Annotated in this window: 15 protein-coding genes and 1 tRNA gene; 6 read left to right on the top strand and 10 right to left on the bottom strand. The window is 41.8% G+C overall.

The window, feature by feature from the left end; all coding sequences use genetic code 11:
* Positions 1-2: 2 nt before the first annotated feature.
* The 4 genes from DBR43_RS24825 to DBR43_RS24840 form a co-directional block, all read right to left on the bottom strand.
* Complete coding sequence (locus DBR43_RS24825; RefSeq protein WP_124585883.1) at positions 3-800, bottom strand: hypothetical protein; 798 nt, start codon at positions 798-800, stop codon at positions 3-5.
* A 183-nt stretch (positions 801-983) separates the two neighbouring features.
* Positions 984-1,724: a hypothetical protein gene (locus tag DBR43_RS24830; RefSeq protein ID WP_124585885.1), complete on the bottom strand. Its 741-nt coding sequence runs from the start codon at positions 1,722-1,724 to the stop codon at positions 984-986.
* A gap of 80 nt (positions 1,725-1,804) precedes the next feature.
* Positions 1,805-3,628 carry a type VI secretion system Vgr family protein gene (locus DBR43_RS24835; protein WP_124585887.1) on the bottom strand — a complete coding sequence of 608 codons (1,824 nt, stop codon included), beginning with the start codon at positions 3,626-3,628 and terminating at the stop codon, positions 1,805-1,807.
* Positions 3,629-3,824: 196 nt separating this feature from the next.
* Positions 3,825-4,844, bottom strand: a complete 1,020-nt coding sequence (locus DBR43_RS24840) for a helix-turn-helix transcriptional regulator (protein WP_124585889.1) — start codon at positions 4,842-4,844, stop codon at positions 3,825-3,827.
* Between the two features lie 414 nt (positions 4,845-5,258).
* Here DBR43_RS24840 and DBR43_RS33045 point away from each other — a divergent pair.
* From DBR43_RS33045 to DBR43_RS24860, 5 genes are all read left to right on the top strand, one after another.
* Positions 5,259-5,316 (top strand) — tRNA-OTHER (locus DBR43_RS33045).
* Positions 5,317-5,751: 435 nt separating this feature from the next.
* Complete coding sequence (locus tag DBR43_RS24845) at positions 5,752-6,846, top strand: slipin family protein (RefSeq protein ID WP_124585890.1); 1,095 nt, start codon at positions 5,752-5,754, stop codon at positions 6,844-6,846.
* Positions 6,847-6,889: 43 nt separating this feature from the next.
* Entirely contained in the window at positions 6,890-7,666 is a 777-nt protein-coding gene (locus tag DBR43_RS24850) for a DNA polymerase beta superfamily protein (protein ID WP_124585892.1), read from the top strand.
* Positions 7,641-8,699, top strand: a complete 1,059-nt coding sequence (locus DBR43_RS24855; protein WP_124585894.1) for a DNA polymerase beta superfamily protein — start codon at positions 7,641-7,643, stop codon at positions 8,697-8,699. Before DBR43_RS24850 ends, DBR43_RS24855 begins: the two co-directional genes overlap by 26 nt.
* 10 nt (positions 8,700-8,709) lie before the next feature.
* Entirely contained in the window at positions 8,710-10,134 is a 1,425-nt protein-coding gene (locus tag DBR43_RS24860) for an RtcB family protein (RefSeq protein WP_124585896.1), read from the top strand.
* 50 nt (positions 10,135-10,184) lie between these two features.
* Here the strand turns inward: DBR43_RS24860 and DBR43_RS24865 are convergent, their stop codons facing one another.
* From DBR43_RS24865 to DBR43_RS24885, 5 genes are all read right to left on the bottom strand, one after another.
* A complete protein-coding gene (locus DBR43_RS24865) occupies positions 10,185-12,482 on the bottom strand; it encodes a Tex family protein (RefSeq protein WP_124585898.1) in 2,298 nt (765 codons plus the stop codon).
* Between the two features lie 172 nt (positions 12,483-12,654).
* On the bottom strand, positions 12,655-13,641 hold the full coding sequence (locus tag DBR43_RS24870; protein WP_074611285.1) for a pyruvate dehydrogenase complex E1 component subunit beta: 987 nt from the start codon (positions 13,639-13,641) through the stop codon (positions 12,655-12,657).
* A gap of 67 nt (positions 13,642-13,708) precedes the next feature.
* Positions 13,709-14,065 (bottom strand): bleomycin resistance protein, encoded by a 357-nt coding sequence (locus DBR43_RS24875; protein WP_124585899.1) that lies wholly within the window; start codon positions 14,063-14,065, stop codon positions 13,709-13,711.
* A 15-nt stretch (positions 14,066-14,080) separates the two neighbouring features.
* Complete coding sequence (locus tag DBR43_RS24880; RefSeq protein ID WP_124585901.1) at positions 14,081-16,993, bottom strand: PD-(D/E)XK nuclease family protein; 2,913 nt, start codon at positions 16,991-16,993, stop codon at positions 14,081-14,083.
* A gap of 2 nt (positions 16,994-16,995) precedes the next feature.
* The gene (locus DBR43_RS24885; protein ID WP_124585903.1) at positions 16,996-20,235 is read right to left on the bottom strand and encodes a UvrD-helicase domain-containing protein; all 3,240 of its coding nucleotides are present in this window, start codon (positions 20,233-20,235) and stop codon (positions 16,996-16,998) included.
* 232 nt (positions 20,236-20,467) lie between these two features.
* On the opposite strand from DBR43_RS24885, the gene DBR43_RS24890 reads away from it, so the two are divergent.
* Entirely contained in the window at positions 20,468-20,965 is a 498-nt protein-coding gene (locus DBR43_RS24890) for a thioredoxin family protein (RefSeq protein ID WP_124585905.1), read from the top strand.
* Between the two features lie 57 nt (positions 20,966-21,022).
* Here DBR43_RS24890 and DBR43_RS24895 read toward each other — a convergent pair whose 3' ends face one another.
* On the bottom strand, positions 21,023-22,726 hold the full coding sequence (locus tag DBR43_RS24895) for a glycoside hydrolase family 3 protein (RefSeq protein WP_124585907.1): 1,704 nt from the start codon (positions 22,724-22,726) through the stop codon (positions 21,023-21,025).
* Between the last annotated feature and the right edge of the window lie 74 nt (positions 22,727-22,800).

Genomic DNA, 22,800 nt, shown 5'->3' on the forward strand with positions numbered 1-22,800 from the left:
ATTTAGGGTTTTATTTCCGCATGATCATCCGTATATTCATACACAATACTTGTCATAAATGATGGCTTTCTTTCACCATCGGGCTCTCTTTGGTATTTGATCTCAATATTCGTTAAGTTTTCCTGCTTCAATCGTGGATCTGGCTGGCAAGCTTCCATTCGGGGATTACCGACAGTAGAATATACTTTTGCATATGCCCAACTTCTTCTTGCATTAAACACAGGCTTGTGGTTCTCTCTCATTAATTTATTAATTTCATCTGGCATCATATCATCACTTATAATGACTCCATTTATCCGAACATACTTCGCACCAGGTATTGAAAATCCATAAGAATCTGGATTGTCTTTTTTTTGTTCATGCTCTTCTTTCGTCACATCTCCCATCATAATCTGTATAGTGGTAGGAACAGTTGTATAGCTCGCATTTGTAGCTTCTGCTTCTGCGATACTGACTCCTCCTTTATATCTTCTGACAGCCAATACGAAAACTGGCACATCCTGATAATATAACCGTCCCTTACGTTCCTTATAATTTGATCCTAATATTCGTTTTAAATTAGAAATCGAATCATGTAAAAGAATCTGCTTCCCATTATAATACAATTTGCAATAATCAATTTCCAGGCGGTGTTTCCCTTTTGCCCAAAGCTTTTGAAGTTCAGCCTGATCTGGTCTTTTAGTGATCCCTTCCTTTTTACCTTTTTCCTCCTTTTTACTTTGCCCACTGCAGGCCGTAAAGCAAAAGAAGAGTAAGCAAAAAGAGAATATCTTGACATTTTTCATTTTTAGCAGATTCATTTTTTATTTCCTAAGGTTTAGTTTCATTTCATCATTCTATATAAGATCAAAGATCCCGATCAAACACGTTTATTTACTTCTAATTTATTTCGTAACCTATGCTCAAAGCTTAAGCCAGAAAAACAACATTTATTTAGTTCTACACTGCATATCTTCTAATAAGACATAGCTCTTCATCAAAATTCAAGGTTTAATTTCTGCGTAACGATTAGAATATTGATAGGTAATGCTCGTCATGTAAGAAGGCTCACTTTCATCATCCGGCTTCGTTTGGTATCTAATTTCAATATCTGTCCAATCCTCCTGTTTTAAACGTGGATCAGGTTGACATTGCTCCATCCGAGGGTTACCAGTAGAAGAATACACCTTCGCGTACGCCCAGGTTCTTCTGGCACCAAATACGGGTTTGCGATTGCTTTCCATTAGCTCATTTATTTTATCAGGCATCATATCACTACTGATAATAGCTCCATTTATTTTGATGTATTTTGCTTTTGGAATTGATCCAGCATATGAATTTGAACCTGTAGTTGTTTTTTCAGAGGCTTCTTTTTTACCCCCTCCCATCATAATCTGTATGCTAACAGGAACAGTAGTATAGCTCGCGTTTGTAGCTTCCGCCTCTGCAGTGCTAACCCCTCCTTTAAATCTTTTCCTAAGCATTACAAACACCGGTACATCCTGATAGAACAACCCTCCCATATCATTGTCTTTATAATTAGCCCCTATTATTCGTTTTAAATTAGAAATCGAATCATGTAACATAATCTGTTTTCCATTGTAGTACAACTTGCAATAATCAATCTCCAGGCGATGTTTTTCTTGTGTCCAAAGCTTTTGCAGTTCTTTCTGGTCCCTGATTTTGTTTGTCTTTCTTTTGCCGCTCTGCCCGCTACAGGCCATAAAACAAAAGAACAAAACCATGCAAAAGATCATTTTTATGCCAAGCCAGCATCCCTGCCTCGTTCTCCTATTTATAAGCGATTGAAATTCATTCCTGACCATTAAGGCAATTGCAATTTATTCTGACTTCCTTCTATTTCTGTCAGCGGGCTTTTAACTACAGCAGTTGATCCAGCTGTTGCACTAAATTCTACATCAGCAGAAACGGATACATTCTTCGCATAAGACTCATACGCATTGGTAGCCACTTCTCTAATGTTTTCAGCCCTAAGCTCAATATCTGTTTTAGCGGTCTGCTTGAAAAATCCCTCCTTAGCATGATAAGTAATATTCGTACCGGCAGTAGCCGTAATGGTTTCAGAGGCCTCCATGACTATATTTTTACTCCTTAGCGTTATCGTTTCCGGAGCGGTGATCAGAATACTGCTTTCTTTGGTATCCAGTAAAATTGTATTCCCTGAAGGATCCTTAACGGTAAGGCTTGTTCCTCCATCCTGGTCGTTAAATTCAATATGGTGACCTGATTTTGTGAAAATACTTTTTAGGTGGTTATCAACCTGTGGATTACTATCGGCATTATTCTGATGGTATACGCTTCCTATGACAATCGGCCTGGCCACATTTCCTTCTTCAAAAGCCACCAATACCTGATCTCCTTTTTCCGGAATAAATACAAAACCCCGGTTTTTACTTACCGCATCACTACTTCCTGCATCAGGTGTGACCACACGCAACCATTCTGTCGTATCGTTAGTCAGGCATTTCCATTTGAACTTCACCTTCACTCTTCCCTGTCCCTGTGGATCTGCATTATCCTGAACATCTGCCAGCTGCATATCGGGACTTGGTTTCACATAATGTTTTACAGGCAGGCGTTCGGTAGTGGAAACCACTCCTTCAAAATTGTTTTTATAGCGTCCTGTGCCGTCAATAGTATGGACAACACGTGTGATTAAGAACTTGCCAAGACTATCCGTAACGAAATCCAGCACTTCACGTATACTCATGGTAATTTCGGCAATTTTACCAATCCCAACTTCCGGATTATCTCCAGCTGCTGAAATGCGTAATAAATTGCTGATACTAGCCTTTTCTTCGTTTTCCACATGATCTTTTAACTCTGAATTGCTGTCTACCCGGATTAAACTAGGTTGGTTAAAGGTCTTGCTATAGACTGCATTAGAAGCATTCACTGCATGAATTAAATCATCAGAGCCCTGATCTGCAGCGCCTTTACTTTCACTCTGCAACATCTCATTTTTGCGGGGGTTATAGGCAAACCTGTTGTTCTTTATGGGAGCGACTTCCATTGCATACTGTAAAGTATGAAGGTTGCGTCCATAAAAGAGCGATATTTCTTCCTGCTCATCAGGTTTTCCAAAATTGAGATTTTCTCCATCATAAAAAAACCATTCGTGATATTCGGCAGACAGGCGGTTCAGAAATTCAAAATCACTCTCTCTGTATTGGATCACATAATCAATTGGAGATTTTCGGGCGGCATTGACAACAATCTTCAAATCATTTGCAGGCGTATCTTTCGTTGCGAGGGTCACTATCGCGTTTAGGTTTTTTCCAAGGTAAGATCCTAAATCAGGTCCCCGGTCTATCAGGATTCCCGGACTATATCCACTAACCACTAAAATCCCGTGATAACCGTGGGTCTGAGCAAGTTCAACCTTAGTTACGATCCCCGTAAAAGTTTGTAGTTTATCGATAGCATAACCGAAAGAGGCAGAAAGGCTTTTACCGATAAAGTCTCGGCTTTTTTCCAGGGTCACCATTCCCGGCGCACCATTCTCGTCGTGATTGAACTTTAACTCGAAGTAGTGGTGCGTATTGAATTGCTGTTCCAAAGTAAAAGAGGCAAAATGAGAAATCTGTTTATCCTCAATATTGATCTCTGTAATCAGTTTGTTTTCCATTAGGCAAGAAGGTTAATATTTGGCTTAGTTATTTATGTTGAAGATCAGGCGTTATCGTTCAACAATTATCCTAAACGGAATATACCCTATATTTTACAAATGGTATAAATTTTACCAAGAAATAATTAATAAGACATAAAAAATATTTATTAACTAATAAAAATAACCTAAACCATAATGAACAGAATTAAAATAGCTATATCGCTGTGTTATACTGCTTTGCAGAATCTTCCAGTCTCTTGCTGATTCTGGAAGCCAGATTCCTTGGTCCCAGGACTTTCATACATTCCCCAAAACCCAATATCTCCCGCTCCAGCTCGAAGTTCAACACCACATCGATCCTGATGACAATCCCCTCATGATCTTCTTTGAGCAAGACCTGACTATGATGCAGCGGCTTAGTCAGCACATAAGGTGCATTCTTTTTATTTATCTTTAGAATTACTTTATGTGGCCTGTCTTTTTCTGATTTGGTCACTCCCAGCAAATCCTCGAAATAACGGTCAAAATCAACGCCTGTATATTCTATAAAAGGCTCTTTTGTCAATTCCTGAAATTCCAGGATCCGGTCAAGCGCCAGTGTAATCAGGATCCTGCCCTTCTTTGGTTTTACAATCAGGAACCATCGGTTCCGGTATTCTTTTAACAGATAAGGAAAATAAATCATCTGCTGCGCCTTTAACGCCTTAAAGGATTTGTATTCGATCAGTAAGGGTACCTTATTCAGAATGGCACTATACAAAGGAGTGATGAACTTCAGGCCACGCAACTGTTTGTTGCTTTCGAACTGGATACAATTCCTGCTTTGATTGGTAGATTTATACAGGTTATTTTCCAGCTTAGCGATCATATCGCTCATCTCATCAAAATAACTAAAACCGTTAAATTGCTTCAGCACTCCAACGATCTCCTTCATCTTTTCAATGTCGTTGTTATTGATCGGTGCCTTTGTAATGCTGTAGTTAGGATCGCTGTAAGCATAATACTTCCGGTCTGTAACAACGATAGGTGCTTTATAACCCAGCTTATCGCTCCTCATAGTTTGGATATCAGACTGAACGGTACGCTTGCTTACTCCCGAACTGATTCCTTCGTATTCGAATAGTACTGCAGCCACCTTTTCTATCAGGTCGTCCAGGCTCCATTTTCTAAACCTGTTTTTTAAACATTCATCAATGGTTTTGTAACGTATGAGGGCAAGTTTATTGATTGACATCTGAAATTTCGTTTTTATAAAAGTAAGAAAAGCAATCGACTACGCAATAGAGCTGCGCATTTTAACGTACCGCAGCTTCATTTTGAGTGTAAGACAAAATTATAATACTGAATTTCAACAAGATAAAACAAAGCATTGAAATAAAAATAACTGCGCAATTGTGCTGCGTTCTACCCCATGCATCTTTGTAATGTCGATTACAACGACAAGTTCTTTGAATCATATCAGTACGTAAGTGCTTAAAAATATTCCCGGAAGGGAATGGCGATACTACCTCAATGACGTCCGCAGTTGCGGGTTTCTGTATAGCCCCAAAGTATGGAGCAATTAGCTTTCATATCCTGGCGATCAAAGAGGGTTAGGTTGTCAATATCTGTGTATGTGTCGTGGGTTCGAATCCCACTCCCGGTTTTCCGGGATAGCTCAGGGGTAGAGTAATACAAATTGCAGGTTCGAATCCTGCTTCCGACCAAAATTGGAATAGCAAAACGGTAATGCAATGGACTTAGAATCCAGTTAGAAGAAGAGGAACTTCACAAATCCTCCTCATTAAGCATTGGAGAAAAACATTCCGCTTAAAACCTGATCATCAGGAGATCAGAAATAAAGCAATCTAAAAGAGACTTTGAAAGTCCGCAGCGGTAAAGAAGAATGTTGATTGTCAAATATGCCAGACCTTGCGAACCGCATCTGAAAAAGACGGTTCGAATCGTGTAGCGCATAGTTAAAGATCAAAATATTCCTGCCAAACGGAACTTCCGTACCCTTTGGATGAATGTTTTTCAAAAATGCCTGTTAAAAAAGAAGAGAAAAAGCTGCCGGAAGAATGGTCAAAGAGCGCACCATTCTTCCTCATGTCAGGAATAAATAAATAAATAAATATTAAACCAACCAAAATTTAAAATAGATGAAAAGAGTAACCATTAACACCAACTCTGTGGGGTTGGTTTACAAAAACAGAGAATTTAAAAGAATATTAATCGCAGGAAACTACTGGTTAGGATTTGGAGAAACCATAGAAGTTTACGATCAGTCTAAAACTTTTATCGCTTCTACCGAGCTGGATGTCCTGTTACAAAATAAAGATTTTGCCAACCTGGTACACCTGGTGGAAGTTAAAGACAATACTTTGGTTTTAGTATACCAAAACGGAAACTTCAAGCAGGTGCTGACCGCAGGAAGATATGCATTTTGGATCGGATTAAACAAGTATACGTTCCTGAATGCAGACCTGAATAAATATGAGATCACGGAGGACATTGATAAAAGCACTTTATTAAAGTCGTTGATGCAGCCTTATGTCAGATCATTCAGAATTGAGAGTTACGAAGCGGCTTTAATGATGGTTGACGGAAAGTTTGAACGCGTATTGGACGTAGGTAACTACATCTGGTGGAACAACAGCACGCTGATCCAGGTATTAAAAACTGACCTGAGACAACTCAACATGGAAATCGCCGGACAGGAGATTTTAACCAGGGATAAAGCACAGTTGAGAATCAACTTCAGTGTTCAATACAAGGTATCAGATGCCATCAAAGCTTTGTTGGAAAACAAAGAATTTGAGAAACAACTTTACGTATTGATCCAGCTGGCCCTGAGAGAATTCATCGGAAGGCTAACCTTTGATGAATTGATGGAAAGCAAGGAAAAGATCGCTCAGCATGTATTAACCAGTTCCGCAGCGAACGCAGCGCTTCTGGGTGTTGAACTGATCAACTGTGGCTTGAAGGACATTGTATTACCAGGTGATATCAAAGAAATCATGAACCAGGTGCTGATTGCTGAAAAAAGAGCACAGGCCAACCTGATCACGAGAAGAGAAGAAACGGCCTCTACCAGAAGCTTGTTAAATACAGCAAAACTGATGGAAGACAACGCCATGTTATATAAACTGAAAGAAATGGAATATGTAGAGAAGATTGCCGAAAAGATCAATACGATCAGCTTATCCGGAAGCGGACAAATGATCGATCAATTGAAACAAATCTTCGTTAAATAACGATGCTTGTAATGGCTCCATAACTACTAAAAAATTTATACCAATGAAAACAACAATAGTAAATAAACTTAGTGCAATAGAGAAAGCGCATGATATAAAAATACTTTTCTCTTGCGAATCAGGCAGTCGGGGATGGCAATTTCCGTCGATGGACAGTGATTTTGATGTGCGGTTTATCTATGTAAAACCTGTTCATTACTACCTGTCGATAGCGGAAAGAGCAGATCACCTGAGCTTCCCTATAAACGATGAGCTGGACATCTATGGATGGGACCTTCGAAAAGTTTTGCAGCTGTTAAGAAAATCCAATACCACTCCTTTTGAATGGCTTCAATCTCCGGTTGTTTACAGCGAAGAAGGGAATTTCAAAGCCCTGTTATGGGATTTATGCCAGGGTTATTTCAGTCAGCGGATAAATGCACACCATTATCTGGGCATCGCCAAAGGTGCAATGGATACTGTCGTGAATGAGGATGAGATAAAAATAAAGAAACTGTTTTATGTACTTCGTCCGCTGCTTTCTGCAAAATGGTGTTTAGAAAAGAATCAAATCGCCCCAATGGAAATAGGACCTTTAATGGGCCTGCTTCCAAAAGATTTACAGACATTGGTAAACGGTTTGATCGCATTTAAGGCTACCGGAAAAGAGGCAACTATGATAAAAATACCTGCCCCGTTAAAGAGTTATATAGATGAGGAATTTATAAATTGTAGCGAAGCGGCTAAAGAACTTTCTAAAAATCAATTTGACCTGGAAGGACTGAATCACTTCTTTATAAAAATAATAAACGAATATGACGATACAAGACCTAAAGGATAAAGGCCTGTTGCTTTTTGAATGCGTTAGCGGAAGCCGGTCCTATGGATTAGCCACCGCAACGTCTGACAGGGATCTTAAAGGCGTTTATTACCTGCCAAAATCCGAATTTTATGGGTTGACTTATACCCCGCAGATCAGCAATGAAAGCAACGATGAAGTGTATTATGAATTGGGCAGATATGTAGAATTACTGATCAAAAACAATCCTAATATGCTGGAGATGCTGGCCTCTACGGAAGAAATGATCCTGTACAAACATCCGGTCATGGACAAGTTGAATACGGCCATGTTTTTATCTAAATTATGCAAGGATACTTTTGCCGGTTATGCGATCACTCAAATCCGGAAAGCGAAGGGATTGAAGAAGAAAATCGTCAATCCGCTTCCTAAAGAAAGGTCAACGGTGTTAGACTTCTGTTTTATATTAGAAGGCTATAATGCCCTAAGCCTCCGGGACTGGTTAAAAACGCAAGGATACAGTCAGGAACAATGCGGGTTGATCAACATCCCGCATTCCAGAGGCTTATTTGCTTTGTTTTATGATCAGGAAGGAAACCTGGGCTATAAAGGAATCGCAACAAATGTGCTGGCAAATGAGCTTTCCTTATCCTCCGTTCCTAAAGAAGAAAAAGAAGTAGCCTACCTCCAATTTAACCAGGATAGCTACTCCAGTTACTGCAAGGAATACCGGGAATACTGGGATTGGGTAGCTAAAAGGAATGAGGAGCGCTACCTCAACAACCTGGAGCATGGCAAGGATTATGATGCAAAAAACATGATGCATACCATCCGTTTGCTGCAGGTAGCGGAGGAGATCCTGCGTACAGCTGAACTCAGGATAAAGCGGCCCAACAGAGCGGAATTGCTCTCGATAAAGTCTGGTCATCATTCCTATGATGAACTGCAAAAGATGGCAGAGGACCTGATTGTACAGATAGATCTCGCCTGCAAAAAAAGTGATTTACCGGAAGCTCCGGACGCTGAGGCACTGGAAAAAGTGCTCATCGCCATGAGAACGGAGTTATACCATTAGAAATTAAACAATGAACAACATATTAAATGGAGATGACCTGATTAAAAGAGGTTATACTCCCGGAAAAATACTCGGACTTGCATTAAGTCTGACAGAAAATAAATTTGAAGAACTAAGCAAAGAAGCGCTGATCAGCCTGTTGGTTGAAGTAAAGACGAAAGCAGAAGACTTCCTGGATCATAAAATTCTTGGAGAACTGGCTACAGCCATTATTGAAGCAGATGCTGTACCGGAAGATGATACGATTGCATTGTCAGAGGAAGCGGCAGCTTATACGGTTTATGGTAGTGATCAAATAGAAGAAGGCGCAAGAAAACAAATGAATATTGCGATGAGGCTACCGGTGAGTGTTGCCGGAGCATTAATGCCGGATGCACATCAGGGATATGGTTTGCCGATAGGGGGTGTTTTAGCGACGCGTAATGCAATTATACCTTATGGAGTGGGTGTTGACATCGGTTGTAGAATGGCCTTGTCTGTATTCGATATTTCAGAAAGCCATTTCCATGCACATGAAGCACAGTTTAAAAGAGAACTGATTGCCCATACCAAATTTGGGGCAGGACATGGTTTTCATGGACGATATAAAGCAGACCATGAGGTCCTGGATCGCGAAACGTTTAACCTTACGCCAATGATCAAAAACCTGCACGACAAAGCCTATTCTCAATTGGGAAGCTCCGGTGGTGGAAATCATTTTGTGGAATGGGGAATCATCGAGTTTGAGAAAGACGACGAGATCTTAACGATCCCAAAGGGAAAATACCTCGCCTTGCTGACGCATTCAGGTTCACGCGGATTTGGTGCAACGGTAGCCGGATATTATACCAAACTGGCTAAGGAGTTGTGTAAACTTCCACAGGAAGCGGCAAACCTCGCTTATCTGGATATGAATTCTGAAGCCGGACAAGAATACTGGCTGGCGATGAACCTTGCCGGGGATTATGCCTCTGCCTGTCATGAGGTGATCCATAAAAAGCTGACTAAGGCCATTGGTGCAGAAGTGCTGGCTACGGTAGAAAATCACCATAACTTTGCCTGGAAAGAGGTCTGGAACGGAGAAGAAGTGATTGTGCACCGTAAGGGAGCTACACCGGCCGGTAAAGGTGTGATGGGAATTATTCCGGGCTCTATGACCGCTCCGGGTTTCCTGGTCCGCGGAAAAGGAGAAACTGCCGCCATTAACTCTGCCTCTCATGGAGCAGGGCGATTAATGAGCCGAACAAAAGCCATTAAAAACATCTCCAGAGATCAAATGAGGGCAATTTTGAAGGAACATAAAGTTACCTTGATCGGTGCGGGATTAGATGAAGCGCCAATGGCCTATAAAGACATCAACCTTGTCATGGACGCTCAAAAAGAGCTCGTGGATGTGGTGGCCAGGTTCAGTCCGAAAATCGTCCGTATGGCCGATGATGGAAGCCGGGAGGATTAAACAAAAAAGGTTCGAAATGTGAGTTTCGAACCTTTTTTGTTTATCGTCTGTTATTTAAACTTATTTTTCAATGCTTCCAGTTTCAGCTGCAGATCGCCTTCCGGTTGCGCTTTTTCTTTTCGCTCCGGTTTATGTGCCGGTTTCGGTTTAGCCGTTGATGGTTTACTGAACGTTTTTGCCTTTTCTGCCGGTTTCCCGTTATTTTTGGCTTTAGGTCTCGCTTCTCCCGTCTTCATGGATAAGGAAATGCGTTTACGTGCCACATCGACTTCCATCACCGTTACTTCCACCTTTTGGTGCACTTTAACCACATCGTTAGGGTTGGCGATAAAACGGTCAGACATCTGACTCGTATGCACCAATCCATCCTGATGAACACCTATATCTACAAAAGCGCCGAAATTGGTAATGTTCGTTACAATTCCAGGAAGTTTCATGCCGATCTTCAGATCTGAAACCTCATTTACACCATCAGTGAAGCTAAATGCTTCGAATTGCTCACGGGGATCTCTTCCTGGTTTTGCCAATTCGCTCATGATGTCATTCAGTGTAGGCAAACCGATCTCTTCACTCACATATTGCTGCAATTTGATCTGCTTTCTCAACTCTGTATCTTTCACCAACTGGGCAACCGTACAATTTAAATCTCTGGCCATTTTATTCACCAAAGCATACCGCTCCGGGTGAACACCACTTGCATCCAGCACATGCTCTGCATTTCTGATCCTAAGGAATCCCGCAGCTTGCTCAAATGCTTTATCGCCCAAACGGGGAACTTTTTTCAGGCTTTCCCTGTTTTTAAATGCCCCATTTTCGTTTCTATAGGTTACGATGTTTTGCGCCAATTGAGGGCCAAGACCGGAAACGTAAGCCAATACTTGTTTCGAAGCGGTATTTAACTCCACTCCTACCGCATTTACACAACTCATGACCGTATCGTCCAGAGATTGCTGTAATTTACTCTGGTCTACATCGTGCTGGTATTGTCCGACACCAATAGATTTTGGGTCGATCTTTACCAGTTCTGCCAATGGGTCCATTAGCCTTCTGCCGATGGAAACTGCTCCACGAACGGTAATGTCCTGAGTTGGGAACTCTTCTCTTGCCACATCTGAGGCTGAATAGATAGAGGCTCCGTTTTCATTCACCATCACCACTGTGATTTCCGGCAATTGAAGTCCGCGGATAAACACTTCTGTCTCTCTACCTGCGGTACCGTTACCAATGGCAATGGCTTCTACTTCGTGCTTTTTACAAAGCTCAATAATTTTATCTGCGGCGTTCTTCACATTTCCCTGTCCGGTATGTGGATAGATCGCTGTATTCTCTAATAATTTTCCTTGCCTGTCCAAACACACCACCTTACATCCGGTACGGAATCCGGGATCAATGGCAAGGACATTTTTTTGTCCCATTGGTGCGGCAAGCAAGAGTTGTCTGGCATTTTCAGCAAATACACGAATGGCCTCTTCATCTGCTTTGTCTTTAGAGAAAGAGCGGATTTCGGTTTCCATTGCCGGACCTAACAATCTTTTATAACAGTCCTGTATCGCCAGCTTCACCTGTTTACTACCTGCTGAATTTCCTTTCACAAACTGCTCTTCCAAAATTGTAATCGCGCCTTCTTCTTCCGGCATGGTCTCCAATTTCAGGATAGATTCGTTCTCTCCCCTTCTCATTGCGAGTACACGGTGTGAGGGTGCTGCTTTCAGTGGTTCTTCCCACTCAAAGTAATCTTTATACTTGATTCCTTCTTCCTCTTTACCTTTCAGCACAGAAGATTTGAAAGATGCTTTCTGCTGGAAATACTTCCTCATCGAAGTTCTTACTTCTACACTCTCATTTACAATCTCTGCAATGATGTCTCTCGCACCGGATAAAGCTTCTTCGGTAGAATTTACACCCAACTCTGCATTTAGGAAAGCTTCGGCTGCTGAATCAGGATCAACTTTTCCTTGTTCCAGGATCAGCAATGCCAAAGGCTCCAGGCCTTTCTTTCTGGCTTCAGAAGCTCTCGTTTTACGTTTAGGCTTATAAGGCAGGTAAATATCTTCGATTGTCGCGATGTTTGTAGCCTCATTAATCTGAGCCTCCAGTTCAGGCGTCAGCTTGTCCAGTGCCGCTAAGGCTTTCAGGATTGCCTCCCTGCGTTTATCCAGTTCACGAAGCTGCTGAAACCTGTCGCGGACTGCCGCCACCTGTACTTCATCCAGGCTACCCGTCATTTCTTTACGGTAACGCGAGATAAAAGGAACTGTTGCTCCTTCATCCAACAATTCGATAGTCGCAATAACCTGCTTTTCAGCTACCGCAAGCTCGGCAGCAATTATTTTAGAATGGTGACTCATTTAAAGATCTTTTGGTATTCTAACGTACAATTGGGGCCAAAATTAATTCTAACAATCGACATCCTCAAATAAATAAAATGTTAATGAATTGTTGCGCCCCGGTTAGGATAAATAAAAAAAATCCCGCTGGTTTTTTGCCAACGGGATCATATAATAGCTTATATTAAATAGCTTATTTTGCTACGTACATAACTTCTTTAACTGCTTTAATCACTTTTTCAGCATTAGGTAAGCTAGCTGCAATCAGTGTTGGTGCATACGGAAGTGGAACATCAGCACAAGTGATGCGCAATACCGGAGCATCTAAATAATCAAAAGCATTCTTTTGAACATTAAATGCAATCTCAGAAGAGATAGAAGCCAATGGCCATGCCTCTTCAACGATTACTAAACGGTTTGTTTTCTTCACAGACTCAATGATGGTTGGATAATCGATAGGACGTACGGTACGTAAATCGATTACTTCAACACTGATTCCTTCTTTAGTCAACTCTTCTACAGCCGGGTTTACTACACGGGTTAACATTTTACCGAAAGTAACGATAGTTACATCAGTACCTTCTTTAACCACATTAGCTTTACCAATTGGCAGGTAATATTCTTCTTCAGGAACTTCTCCTTTATCGCCATACATTACTTCAGATTCCATGAAAATTACCGGATCCGGATCAAGGATAGCTTGTTTTAACAGACCTTTAGCTTCATAAGGAGTAGATGGAACCACTACTTTTAAACCCGGGCAGTTTGCATACCAGTTCTCAAAGTTCTGAGAGTGTTGTGCACCTAGCTGACCTGCATTTCCGGTTGGGCCACGAAATACGATCGGAATAGGGAACTGTCCGCCACTCATTGATAACATTTTGGCTGCGCCGTTAATAATCTGATCAATAGCAACCAACGAGAAATTGAAAGTCATAAATTCTATGACCGGAATCAATCCATTCATTGCTGCGCCAATACCAATACCGGTAAAGCCCAATTCGGCAATTGGAGTATCAATTACGCGTTTGTCACCAAACTCGTCTAACATACCCTGACTTACCTTATAAGCACCATTGTATTGCGCTACTTCTTCACCCATCAGGAATACGTTCTCATTTTTACGCATTTCTTCACTTAGGGCTTCACGTAACGCTTCTCTAAATTGAATTTCTCTCATTGTATATTCAAATATTAACTGTGGGCAAATATAACTATTGTAACTTAATTATAAAGTAGTGTTTTAATTACACTTTGTTTTCTATGGATTCCCCGAAATGAATGATGTTTCCATTGTTGTCTAAAATCGAGAACTGACGCATCTCCCAGGGCATTTCTGCTAACTTTCCATTGGGGTGAATCACGCCCAGAGGCTCATATTGTTGATACAATTGCTCAACTTTATTTACATTGATATAACAACCGGTATGCTTTGGAATATCCGGATCTGTTGTTGGCCAGAAGTGTAAAGCGATGTCATCTTTACTAAAAATCAGGTATCCATCCCATTCGGAATGAAAAGTAAAGTCCAGCTTTTCGGTGTAAAAAGCGATGGTTTCCGCTGAATTTAACGAGGCAAGAATAGGGACTGCAGAGACTAACATAGGCATCAGTTTTTTTTATTTTCCGCAAAGGGTCAGATAAGGGCAATACATGCAGTTATCGGCCACTGTTGTGTGGGTAAAGGGAACATCAGGATTGAACAATTCTTCCAGCTTTTGCTGTAGCAGGGTTTTAAAGCTTCCCTTCATTTCGTCCAGCTGCTCCGCCTGTAAAAGTACTCTTTTCCTGTTTTCCTTCAAATAGAACAGGGTCCCTTCTTCGCGCATTTTACGAATGATATAGAGGTTGGGCTCCACTCCGGTAATTCCCTTTGCCTGCTCATAAACGTAAGTATAAAACAAGGTTTGCACGAGAGCTTTGTTCTGTTTGTTGCTTTCGCTGTCAAAGAGCTCTTCAATGGAGGAGAAGCCGATTTCATCCCTTCCGGTTTTATAGTCGACAATCCTGGTTACACCATTGCGCTGATCAACGCGGTCGATGATTCCAAATAAGGTCAACGACCGTTCTTCTCCTTTTACCTTAATCGGGAAAGGAATCACATAATCTTCATCATTTTCCAGTTCTACCAGGGTAAAAGGGGCTTGATTTTCATCGTGATCGAGGATAACATTTGCATATTCTGCAACAATGGCCAGCATGACCTGCTGCATCCCATTGTGTTCAAGAATCTTTTCTTCTTCTTTGAACATCACAAAGGCAAATGCACGTTTACACAATTCGTCAAGATTTTTTCGGTTCTCTACGATCCTTTCTTTAGTAATGTATGGGCTTTCGGCCTGAAGTTTCTGGTAAAAGCGCTCCAGCACCAGGTGGAGAGTGGAACCAATGCTATTGGCTTCGAGATTTTCTGCGAGTTCTTCCGGCTCCTCTACTTTAGCAATGTATTTATAAAAAAACTGCACCGGGCAATTCAGGTAAGTCGTAAGTCTGGTGGCAGAGAGCTTAGCAGAAGGGCCTCCCTGTCCGTCCAGATAGAGGTTCAATCTCTGAAGGGTTTCTCCTTCCTTTTTGATGTCAACATTCAGCTTAGACTCAATGGCAACGGATTGCGACTGGTCGAAATATTTAAAGGTATATCCGCTTTCAAATTCCAGCTGACGGAGAAAACGGCTTGGTTCTCCGGTATTGTTATCGTCTCCCTGTCCGTTATAAACCAGGCTTACCTTATTTGAACGCTGCAATAAACGGTAAAACATATAAGCAGAAATGGCATCCTGGTTTTCAATTACCGGCAACCCATAAGCTCTTCGGATACTGTCGGGAATAAAGCTGGGTGAAACATTCACCTGTGGCAGGATTCCTTCATTTACGCCAAGCACATACACGTGTTCGAAATCCAGACTTCTGCTTTCCAGTAATCCCATAACCTGAACGCCCTGTAAGGGTTCCCCGCTTAAGGGAACAGCGATGCCCTGTACTGCTTTTTGCATGAGCGAAAGGACAAAAGAAAGGGGCAGCTGAGCGGCATAATCTTCCAGTGTATCGTGTAAACGGTTTAACTCCTTTAAAGTAGCAGCAAACAAATCGGCTTCGGTTTGTTTTAGCGTTTTATCTTCCAGCTGCCGCTCCAGGATCAACCTGAATACCTTTTGCAGGTTATTTATAGCGGCCAGGCCTTTATGCACTTTTGTAAAAAACAAAGCAGATAATTCGTCGCCATGCAAAGTGAGCACAGGAACTTCTATCAATTGTTCTTTTAAAATTCCCTGCTGTACCAGGTCTCTTTGTGCTGCAGATACACCCGTTAACGGATGTGATAGAAAAGCTTCTACATCCCTGTAGTATACTGTATCCTTTTTACCTTCGATCAGTTGCGCCTGAACACTCAGCCAAAGATCCGCCAGGCCAAAGATGGAGGTCGCCAGTAAGGGATATCCCATCGTAACGTTGAGGTCGATTTTAGAAATGCCACCTGCATGCTGATATTGCGTAGGAATGGTTTGTAATACGGGAAGTAGTAAACTCTCGTCAGCAAGGATCAATGCTATTTTCCCCGCGTTATCCGCTGCCTCCAGTAAAGGATAGTCCTGCAGCAGTTCCTGTTGAAGGATTTTCGCCTGTGCAGTTTGTCCTTGTGTTTTATAGACATTAATTTCTTTCTGATGGCTTCTGATCAGGTCTTTACTGGCTCCCAATGCGTTTGGAAGACCTAACTTTTGAATATTTTTTCTCAGGAATAATCCGGCTTCCTGGGTTTCATCCTGGAGGTAATAATTGTCGGTATCAAAGTAAAATAAAGCTTTTTCATCTTTATTCCATCGCTTAAAGATGACGGCTTCGGCATTACTCAGTGCATTGAAACCAGCAAAGACCAGTTTTCCTTCACTGAAATCGTTGATAAAGGCTGGGCGATCGGCATTTCCTTCCGCCAGCTGGCGATAAATATAAGCCATCGTCGTATAACCCTTTTCTCTTAAAGCATGATGAAAACTCCGGTACAACTTTGGCATGCGCCGCCACATTCGAATAAATTGTTCCTGATGGTTCTGCTGTTTACCCGAGGAGAAAGAAGACCAGAACTGTTCTAAAAACTGTTGCTGTTCGGAGGTCAGGTGCTGAAATTCCTTTTCAATCACTGCAATATCTTCCAGTTCCTGAAACAGCTGATCTGCATTAACAAGGTCATTGTCAATTTGTGAAAAATCACTCAGAATGATCCTTGCAATGGGATAAAATACATCCGGATTCAGTGCTTTTCCCCCCTCCTCTGCCAGTAATTTATTGTATTGCTGCAATAAAGTGAAAAACTGGGTGAATCCATCGGCAACCTGCAAATGGGTAGAAAGGGCAAAAAACTCCTGAATGGTGAAAAACGAGGGGCTCCAAAAAGGCTTCCCAATTGTATCCGCAAGGTGATTCTGCAGGTAGGGGACCGGGCGCTTATTGTTAAAAACCACCGCAGCATGATGCAAATCCCCGCCTAGGCGTGCCACCAAATCTTCCGCTACTTCTTTTAAAAATGCACTCATCTTTACACTAATTTTAATTCTGCACTATGCGCATAAAACAGATAGGTTTGTACTTTCTGATAGCCCATCGCGAGCAATAAATCCCGGTAACCATACACCTGTTTGATGTGGGCATCGCTTTCTTTAAGGGTAAACTTATAGTCGATCACCACGACCTCCTTTCCTGAGATCAGGACTTTATCCGGGCGGTACATTTTTCCGCGGATGTCTATAATACTTTTTTCATTAATGGTTTCTTTGCCCGTTCCGAGTAAGGCCTGCAAACCTTTATGTTCCAAAACATTGACAGCTTGCTTTCTTAATGCCGGAAGTTCTTCGGCTTTAAAAACACCTTCATTCAGCATGGTATTCAAGACTTCCTCTACTTCTGCAGCATTCGCCGAAAGGGCCAATACCTCGTGTAAAATGCTCCCTTCTCTTCCTGCATTGGTCCCCGTCAGCATTTCCAGCTCCCTCCGCTTCAGTTTATTATTAAATACCTCACTGAGGCGCCCTGATGTGGGATACTCCAGCAGGTTGATCAACTCCGGACGTTCTTCTTTGGAAGCTGATGAAATTGTTTTTTTAACGACGGGCTCATCTACGACAAAGGTTCCTTCTTCATTTAGCTGTTCCTGTAAGGTCATGGCCATCAGGTCGCCAATGGTGCTGATGGTCTCTGTTTTCTTGCCAAGGCAGGTAATGTACAGGTATTCTTTTGTCCTCGTGGTAGCCACATATAACATATTCAACGCATCCATGTTGTTGTACAACAATTCCTCATAATAAGGAATTGCGACAGCCGATTGGCCCAGTTCTTTATTGTATTTCAAAGGAATACTCTGCAACTGGTGGTACGGTGTGTTTTCTGTAGGCACCCAAAAGATGCTGTTGGGCTTGCCGTTAATTTCCCAGTTGCAAAATGGTACCATGACCACTTTAAAGGCAAGTCCTTTAGATTTATGGATGGTAATCACCTGCACAGCATCTGTATTTTCCGAAGAAGGCAAGGTTTTCCTGCGCCCCTCTTCTTCCCAGTAAGTAAGAAAGGAGGTAATTCCTTTTTCTCCCTGTCGGGCGAAATTCCCGGCGAGGTCCCTCAAAGCGAATAGATAAGGCATATGTGCGGCATGATTGGCCCGGCTTAATCCATAAGCACGGATCAGCTTTTCTAATAATTCAGGCAATGGCTGCTGCATCCAGCTTTTCCAGTTCTCACAAAGCTCCGGGGGTAAAATATCAGACAGGTCTTCCAGTCCTTTAATTTTCAGGTTAAACAATTGCTCTGGTTGTACCTTTTCTGCCTTCAGCTGCGCATACAAGCTGATACAATTGGCTTTATACAAGGCTGTATTATTTGGAAGCCCTGCCATCACCATCAGGGTATTGATTAGAATTTTTACGGCTGTATTGTTTTCGATCAGTAAAGCCTCTCCTGAAATCACGTTGATGTTGTTCTCCATCAATGCGTCCACTACGGCGATTGCTTCTGAGTTTGAACGCACCAATACACAGGCATCCCCCGCTTTATATCGCTGTTCTTCTACGATAAGTCGGGTTAGCGTAGCCACCATTCTTCTTAAAGCTTCCGGCTTAAATCCCGTTCTTCCAAGACTGGCACCATCGGCATCCGTTTTTAAAACCGAAAAGTCGATACTTCCTCCGGAAGCCGTTTTTGGGGTGAGCTTTTGGGCGACTTCAGCATATACATCCGTGATGATGTGACCAAGTCCTCTTTCCGCCCACCAGTCGGCAAGTTTTTGATTGGCAGATTGCTCTTCTATGGTATCGTTCAACTTTCCTTGCATCAAGATCGGCAATGCCTTAAAGAGCATGTTGTTAAACAGAATGATATTTTCGGTACTTCTATAGTTTTCTTCGAGATTTGCGGAAGTGACGTAGCTTTCGCCAATGTCTCTTTTCGCCTGCTGGTGAAGGATATTCCAATCGCCATTGCGCCAGCGATAGATGGATTGTTTTACATCGCCTACAATCAAATGATCGATCAGCTTACCATTGGCTTCCGCCATGGCATTCTTTAACAGGGGCTTAAAGTTCCCCCATTGATTGGAAGAGGTATCCTGAAATTCATCAAACAGAAAATGGCGATACCGGCTTCCCGTTTTTTCCCAGATAAAAGCTGGGTTATCATCATCCTCACCGGTAATACCTTTCAAAAGATTCTGGGCATCACTGATCAGCAGGTTGCCACTTTCCTGCCTGTAGGTTTTCAGTAAAACGGCCATTTCCTGCATCAAACGCAGATAGTATAAGTTTTTATTGAAAGCCTGGGCAAGGATATACTCCGGCAATCCGGAAATATAGCGTTGATATAGCTGATCAAGTAATGGGTTAAGGCTGGAATATAAAGAATCGTCTGATCCAGCTTTAAACCACTCTTCCGGTTCATTGATCAGCTTTGAAATGTTCTCAATTTTTGAAAAATCACCATCTGCAATCTTTGAAATGGAAAGCAATGGAGATCGGGATTTTCCTTTCAGCTGATCGGTACTGATATTGGCCGATTCAAATAGTTTTACAGCTTGTAAAGCTTTCTCTTTGAGCTCGCTTTCAAATAAAGTAATCTGCTGCCGGGTAGATTTGCTATACTCCCCAAACATGACATTTAAATCATTATGCTCGATGAGCTCCTGAATGGCATTATCGAACGGCTGGTAACGCTCTTTAAATATTTCTCCTGCAAGGTCGATCAACTCATTTCTGTAATTCCAGCTGATGTTGTTGCTGATTCTATCCATCGCCAGGTCAATGATCCACTGGAGCAGGTTGGGGTTGCTGTCCATCTGCTCATCGAGTTTATCGGCAAGTTCATTTTTTACCTTTTCAAAGTTCATCTCCAGTGCATAACCGGAATCTAAACCAAGTTCAAAGGCAAAACCTCTGATGACTTTTTGGACAAAGCCGTCGATAGTGCTGACAGAAAAACGGCTGTAATCGTGTAATATCTTCTTATAAATTCTTTCTGATTTTTCCTGTAAAAGGTTTTTGTTTAAATCAGGATGTGCCTTTAGGACTAGAGTTCTGTAATCTTCTACCTCTTCCTGCCCTAATGCAAAGCCTTTAAGCACCTCCATGATCCTGGTTTTCATCTCTTCAGTAGCCTTATTGGTAAAGGTTACAGCCAGAATTTCCCTGTACTTCGTTTCTCCCGACAAGAGTAAGGTCAAATAATGTGCTGTAAGACTGAATGTTTTACCGGATCCTGCGGAGGCTTGTAATATTTTTAGAGGCTGTTGCGGCATTAGGTAAAGCTAAAATATTCTGCTGAGGTTTTTACAAAATAGTAGACGACTTAATTAGTAGACTAATTTTATAATCTGATTACATAAAGAACTGAATAGTTTCTTACTTTTGGTTTTAGCGGTGTGATCTGGAACTGCCGGGGTTATGATTTAGCTTTTCAGACGATGAAAAATCAATCATAAAACACCGGAAGGCAGAAAGAACAGCTAGTAAATGATAAAACAAACGACAATGAAAAGAATAGCTTTAATACTTTTTGCTTTTGTAGCCATTTCGACGAGTGGCTTTGCCCAGGCGGCAAAAGAAGCCGTAAAGATTTACAATCCCTCTGCAAACGCACAGGCAGATATCGATGCCGCTGTATCCAAGGCAAAGAAAGAAGGTAAACATGTATTTATACAGGTAGGCGGCAACTGGTGTTCCTGGTGTATTGCTTTCCATAATCTCGTAGACAGCACTCCGGAGCTTAAAACTGTGCTGAATGACAATTACGAAACGGTACTGGTTAATTACAGTAAAGAGAATAAAAATGAAGCCGTATTGGCGAAATTAAACTATCCGGGACGCTTTGGTTTTCCTGTATTCCTGATTCTTGATGGAGAGGGAAAATTATTACACACGCAAAACTCAGCTTATCTTGAAGAAGGTAAAGGGCATAGTGTTAAAAAAGTAACGGAATTCCTTAAAAACTGGAATGTTGCAGCACTAAAGCCTGAAAACAATAAATAGAACTTTTAAAAATGATCCTGCTGATGCGACCTTATTGATCACATCAGCAGGATTTTTTTATTCCCCGTCGCCGTATTTAAACGCTGCATTTATGGACACCGGCAATTTTCCGGTAGGAACGAATTGGTTTTTAATCACCGAAGATGCTGCACGTTGCATAAAATCTTCTTTCTGATAGGCTACAATCAGCCCTTTGCTATTTTCAAGCCCAGGTAAGGCACTAATGTTGTAAGGGTTGGCAAACAAGGCGAACACGGCATTTTTATCAGACATATCTTTAATGAACATCTTTAAATCTGCACTCAGTACCATTCCGTTTCCGGGACGATTCCTCATGTCATGAATTCCCACAATCACCTGGTCGAAACCGGAAATCTCTCTTAACACTTTCGCAATCGAATTTGCATTGGCATCTTTATCCAGCGTATAAAAAACCGAATTCTTATAATAAGTACCCAAATCTTTCTGGAAAGTAGTTACGTTAGGTGTACCAATACTAATGATGATCGTTCTCTTTTCCGCAGACAGCGTTTTCAGGTATTGTTTCCCTCTCAAAACGGTCATAGAAGCATCTGCCAATTGTTGCAATAAGGTTAAACTCTCTGCCCTGTTGACTTCAGCAAGAATATTGTGTTCATTGATGGTGTCCTTTACATTTAGTCCAGCCCAATATTTTGCCGTGAGGATCTTCTTTACACTTTCGTCTATTCGGTCCATACTGATCCTTCCTGACCTTATGGCTTTACGGACCAGCTTAATGGCCCGGGCACTATTTTCTGAAAGCTCCAGAATGTCATTCCCCGCAATGATGCCCATCACATCGGCTTCTCCATCTTTAAAGTATTTCACCACGCCTTTCATTCCCATCGCATCGGAGATGACGATACCTTTAAAGCCAAGTTCCTCCTTTAAAATGCCGGTCACAATTGGTTTAGATAAGGTAGAAGGCATATTGGGTGTATTGTCCAACGCCGGAATGTTCATGTGTGCAATCATGACTCCTGCAGCACCTTCTTTAATGAGTTCCCTGAAAGGATAGATTTCAAGACTGTCCAAACGTGCTTTGGTAAAAGGCAATTTTGGAAGGTCATAATGTGAGTCTATATCGGTATCTCCATGCCCGGGAAAATGCTTTAAACTCACCAAAAGACCACCGTCCTGCATTCCTTTCATATAAGCCGAAGCTTTGGCCGTTACATTATATTTATTTTCTCCGAATGATCTGAAATTGATCACAGGATTTTTTGGATTGTTATTGACGTCTACATCCGGGGCAAGATTCATGTGCATTCCTATGCGTTTGTAATCTTTTGCGACCTCCAATCCCATCTTATAGATCAGTTCTTTATCCTGAACAGCGCCCAGTGCCATCTGGTAAGGATAGGAAACCGTACTGTCTAAACGCATGCCCAGCCCCCACTCTCCATCTGAGGTGATGAGTAAAGGAACCCTTGCGAGCGATTGATATTGATTGGTTAAAACCGCCTGCCTGCCAGGACCACCCTGAAAGAAGACCAGTCCGCCAATTTTTTCCTTTTTAATCACTCTTCCAATGGAATCTTCATAGACTTTACCCATATCGGTATGCGCCCTTACGAAAAACATTTGCGCAATCTTCTGACGCTTATTTAGTTTTTTAAATACTGAGTCTACCCATTGGTTGGGGCTCGCCAGGGTTTCTAAGTATGTTTTTTTTTGTGCCTGAACTGAAGAGAGTCCACTGAACAAAAGAAGAAGGGCTATCGGATGCTTAAATCTCATTGAGGTGTAATCGGTTAAATCTCAAAGTTAAACAAAAAGCATTTAGATAAAAGGCGGCCTGATGTAACAAAAGC

The organism is Pedobacter sp. KBW06 (assembly GCF_003852525.1).
Taxonomy (GTDB): Bacteria; Bacteroidota; Bacteroidia; order Sphingobacteriales; family Sphingobacteriaceae; genus Pedobacter.

Coding starts and splice junctions, on each gene's coding strand:
- DBR43_RS24860 (WP_124585896.1), top strand. CDS start 8,710: ATGAACAACATATTAAATGGAGATGACCTGATTAAAAGAGGTTATACT.
- DBR43_RS24885 (WP_124585903.1), bottom strand. CDS start 20,235: ATGCCGCAACAGCCTCTAAAAATATTACAAGCCTCCGCAGGATCCGGT.
- DBR43_RS24870 (WP_074611285.1), bottom strand. CDS start 13,641: ATGAGAGAAATTCAATTTAGAGAAGCGTTACGTGAAGCCCTAAGTGAA.
- DBR43_RS24835 (WP_124585887.1), bottom strand. CDS start 3,628: ATGGAAAACAAACTGATTACAGAGATCAATATTGAGGATAAACAGATT.
- DBR43_RS24855 (WP_124585894.1), top strand. CDS start 7,641: ATGACGATACAAGACCTAAAGGATAAAGGCCTGTTGCTTTTTGAATGC.
- DBR43_RS24825 (WP_124585883.1), bottom strand. CDS start 800: ATGAATCTGCTAAAAATGAAAAATGTCAAGATATTCTCTTTTTGCTTA.
- DBR43_RS24880 (WP_124585901.1), bottom strand. CDS start 16,993: ATGAGTGCATTTTTAAAAGAAGTAGCGGAAGATTTGGTGGCACGCCTA.
- DBR43_RS24840 (WP_124585889.1), bottom strand. CDS start 4,844: ATGTCAATCAATAAACTTGCCCTCATACGTTACAAAACCATTGATGAA.
- DBR43_RS24850 (WP_124585892.1), top strand. CDS start 6,890: ATGAAAACAACAATAGTAAATAAACTTAGTGCAATAGAGAAAGCGCAT.
- DBR43_RS24895 (WP_124585907.1), bottom strand. CDS start 22,726: ATGAGATTTAAGCATCCGATAGCCCTTCTTCTTTTGTTCAGTGGACTC.
- DBR43_RS24845 (WP_124585890.1), top strand. CDS start 5,752: ATGAAAAGAGTAACCATTAACACCAACTCTGTGGGGTTGGTTTACAAA.
- DBR43_RS24890 (WP_124585905.1), top strand. CDS start 20,468: ATGAAAAGAATAGCTTTAATACTTTTTGCTTTTGTAGCCATTTCGACG.
- DBR43_RS24830 (WP_124585885.1), bottom strand. CDS start 1,724: ATGGTTTTGTTCTTTTGTTTTATGGCCTGTAGCGGGCAGAGCGGCAAA.
- DBR43_RS24875 (WP_124585899.1), bottom strand. CDS start 14,065: ATGTTAGTCTCTGCAGTCCCTATTCTTGCCTCGTTAAATTCAGCGGAA.
- DBR43_RS24865 (WP_124585898.1), bottom strand. CDS start 12,482: ATGAGTCACCATTCTAAAATAATTGCTGCCGAGCTTGCGGTAGCTGAA.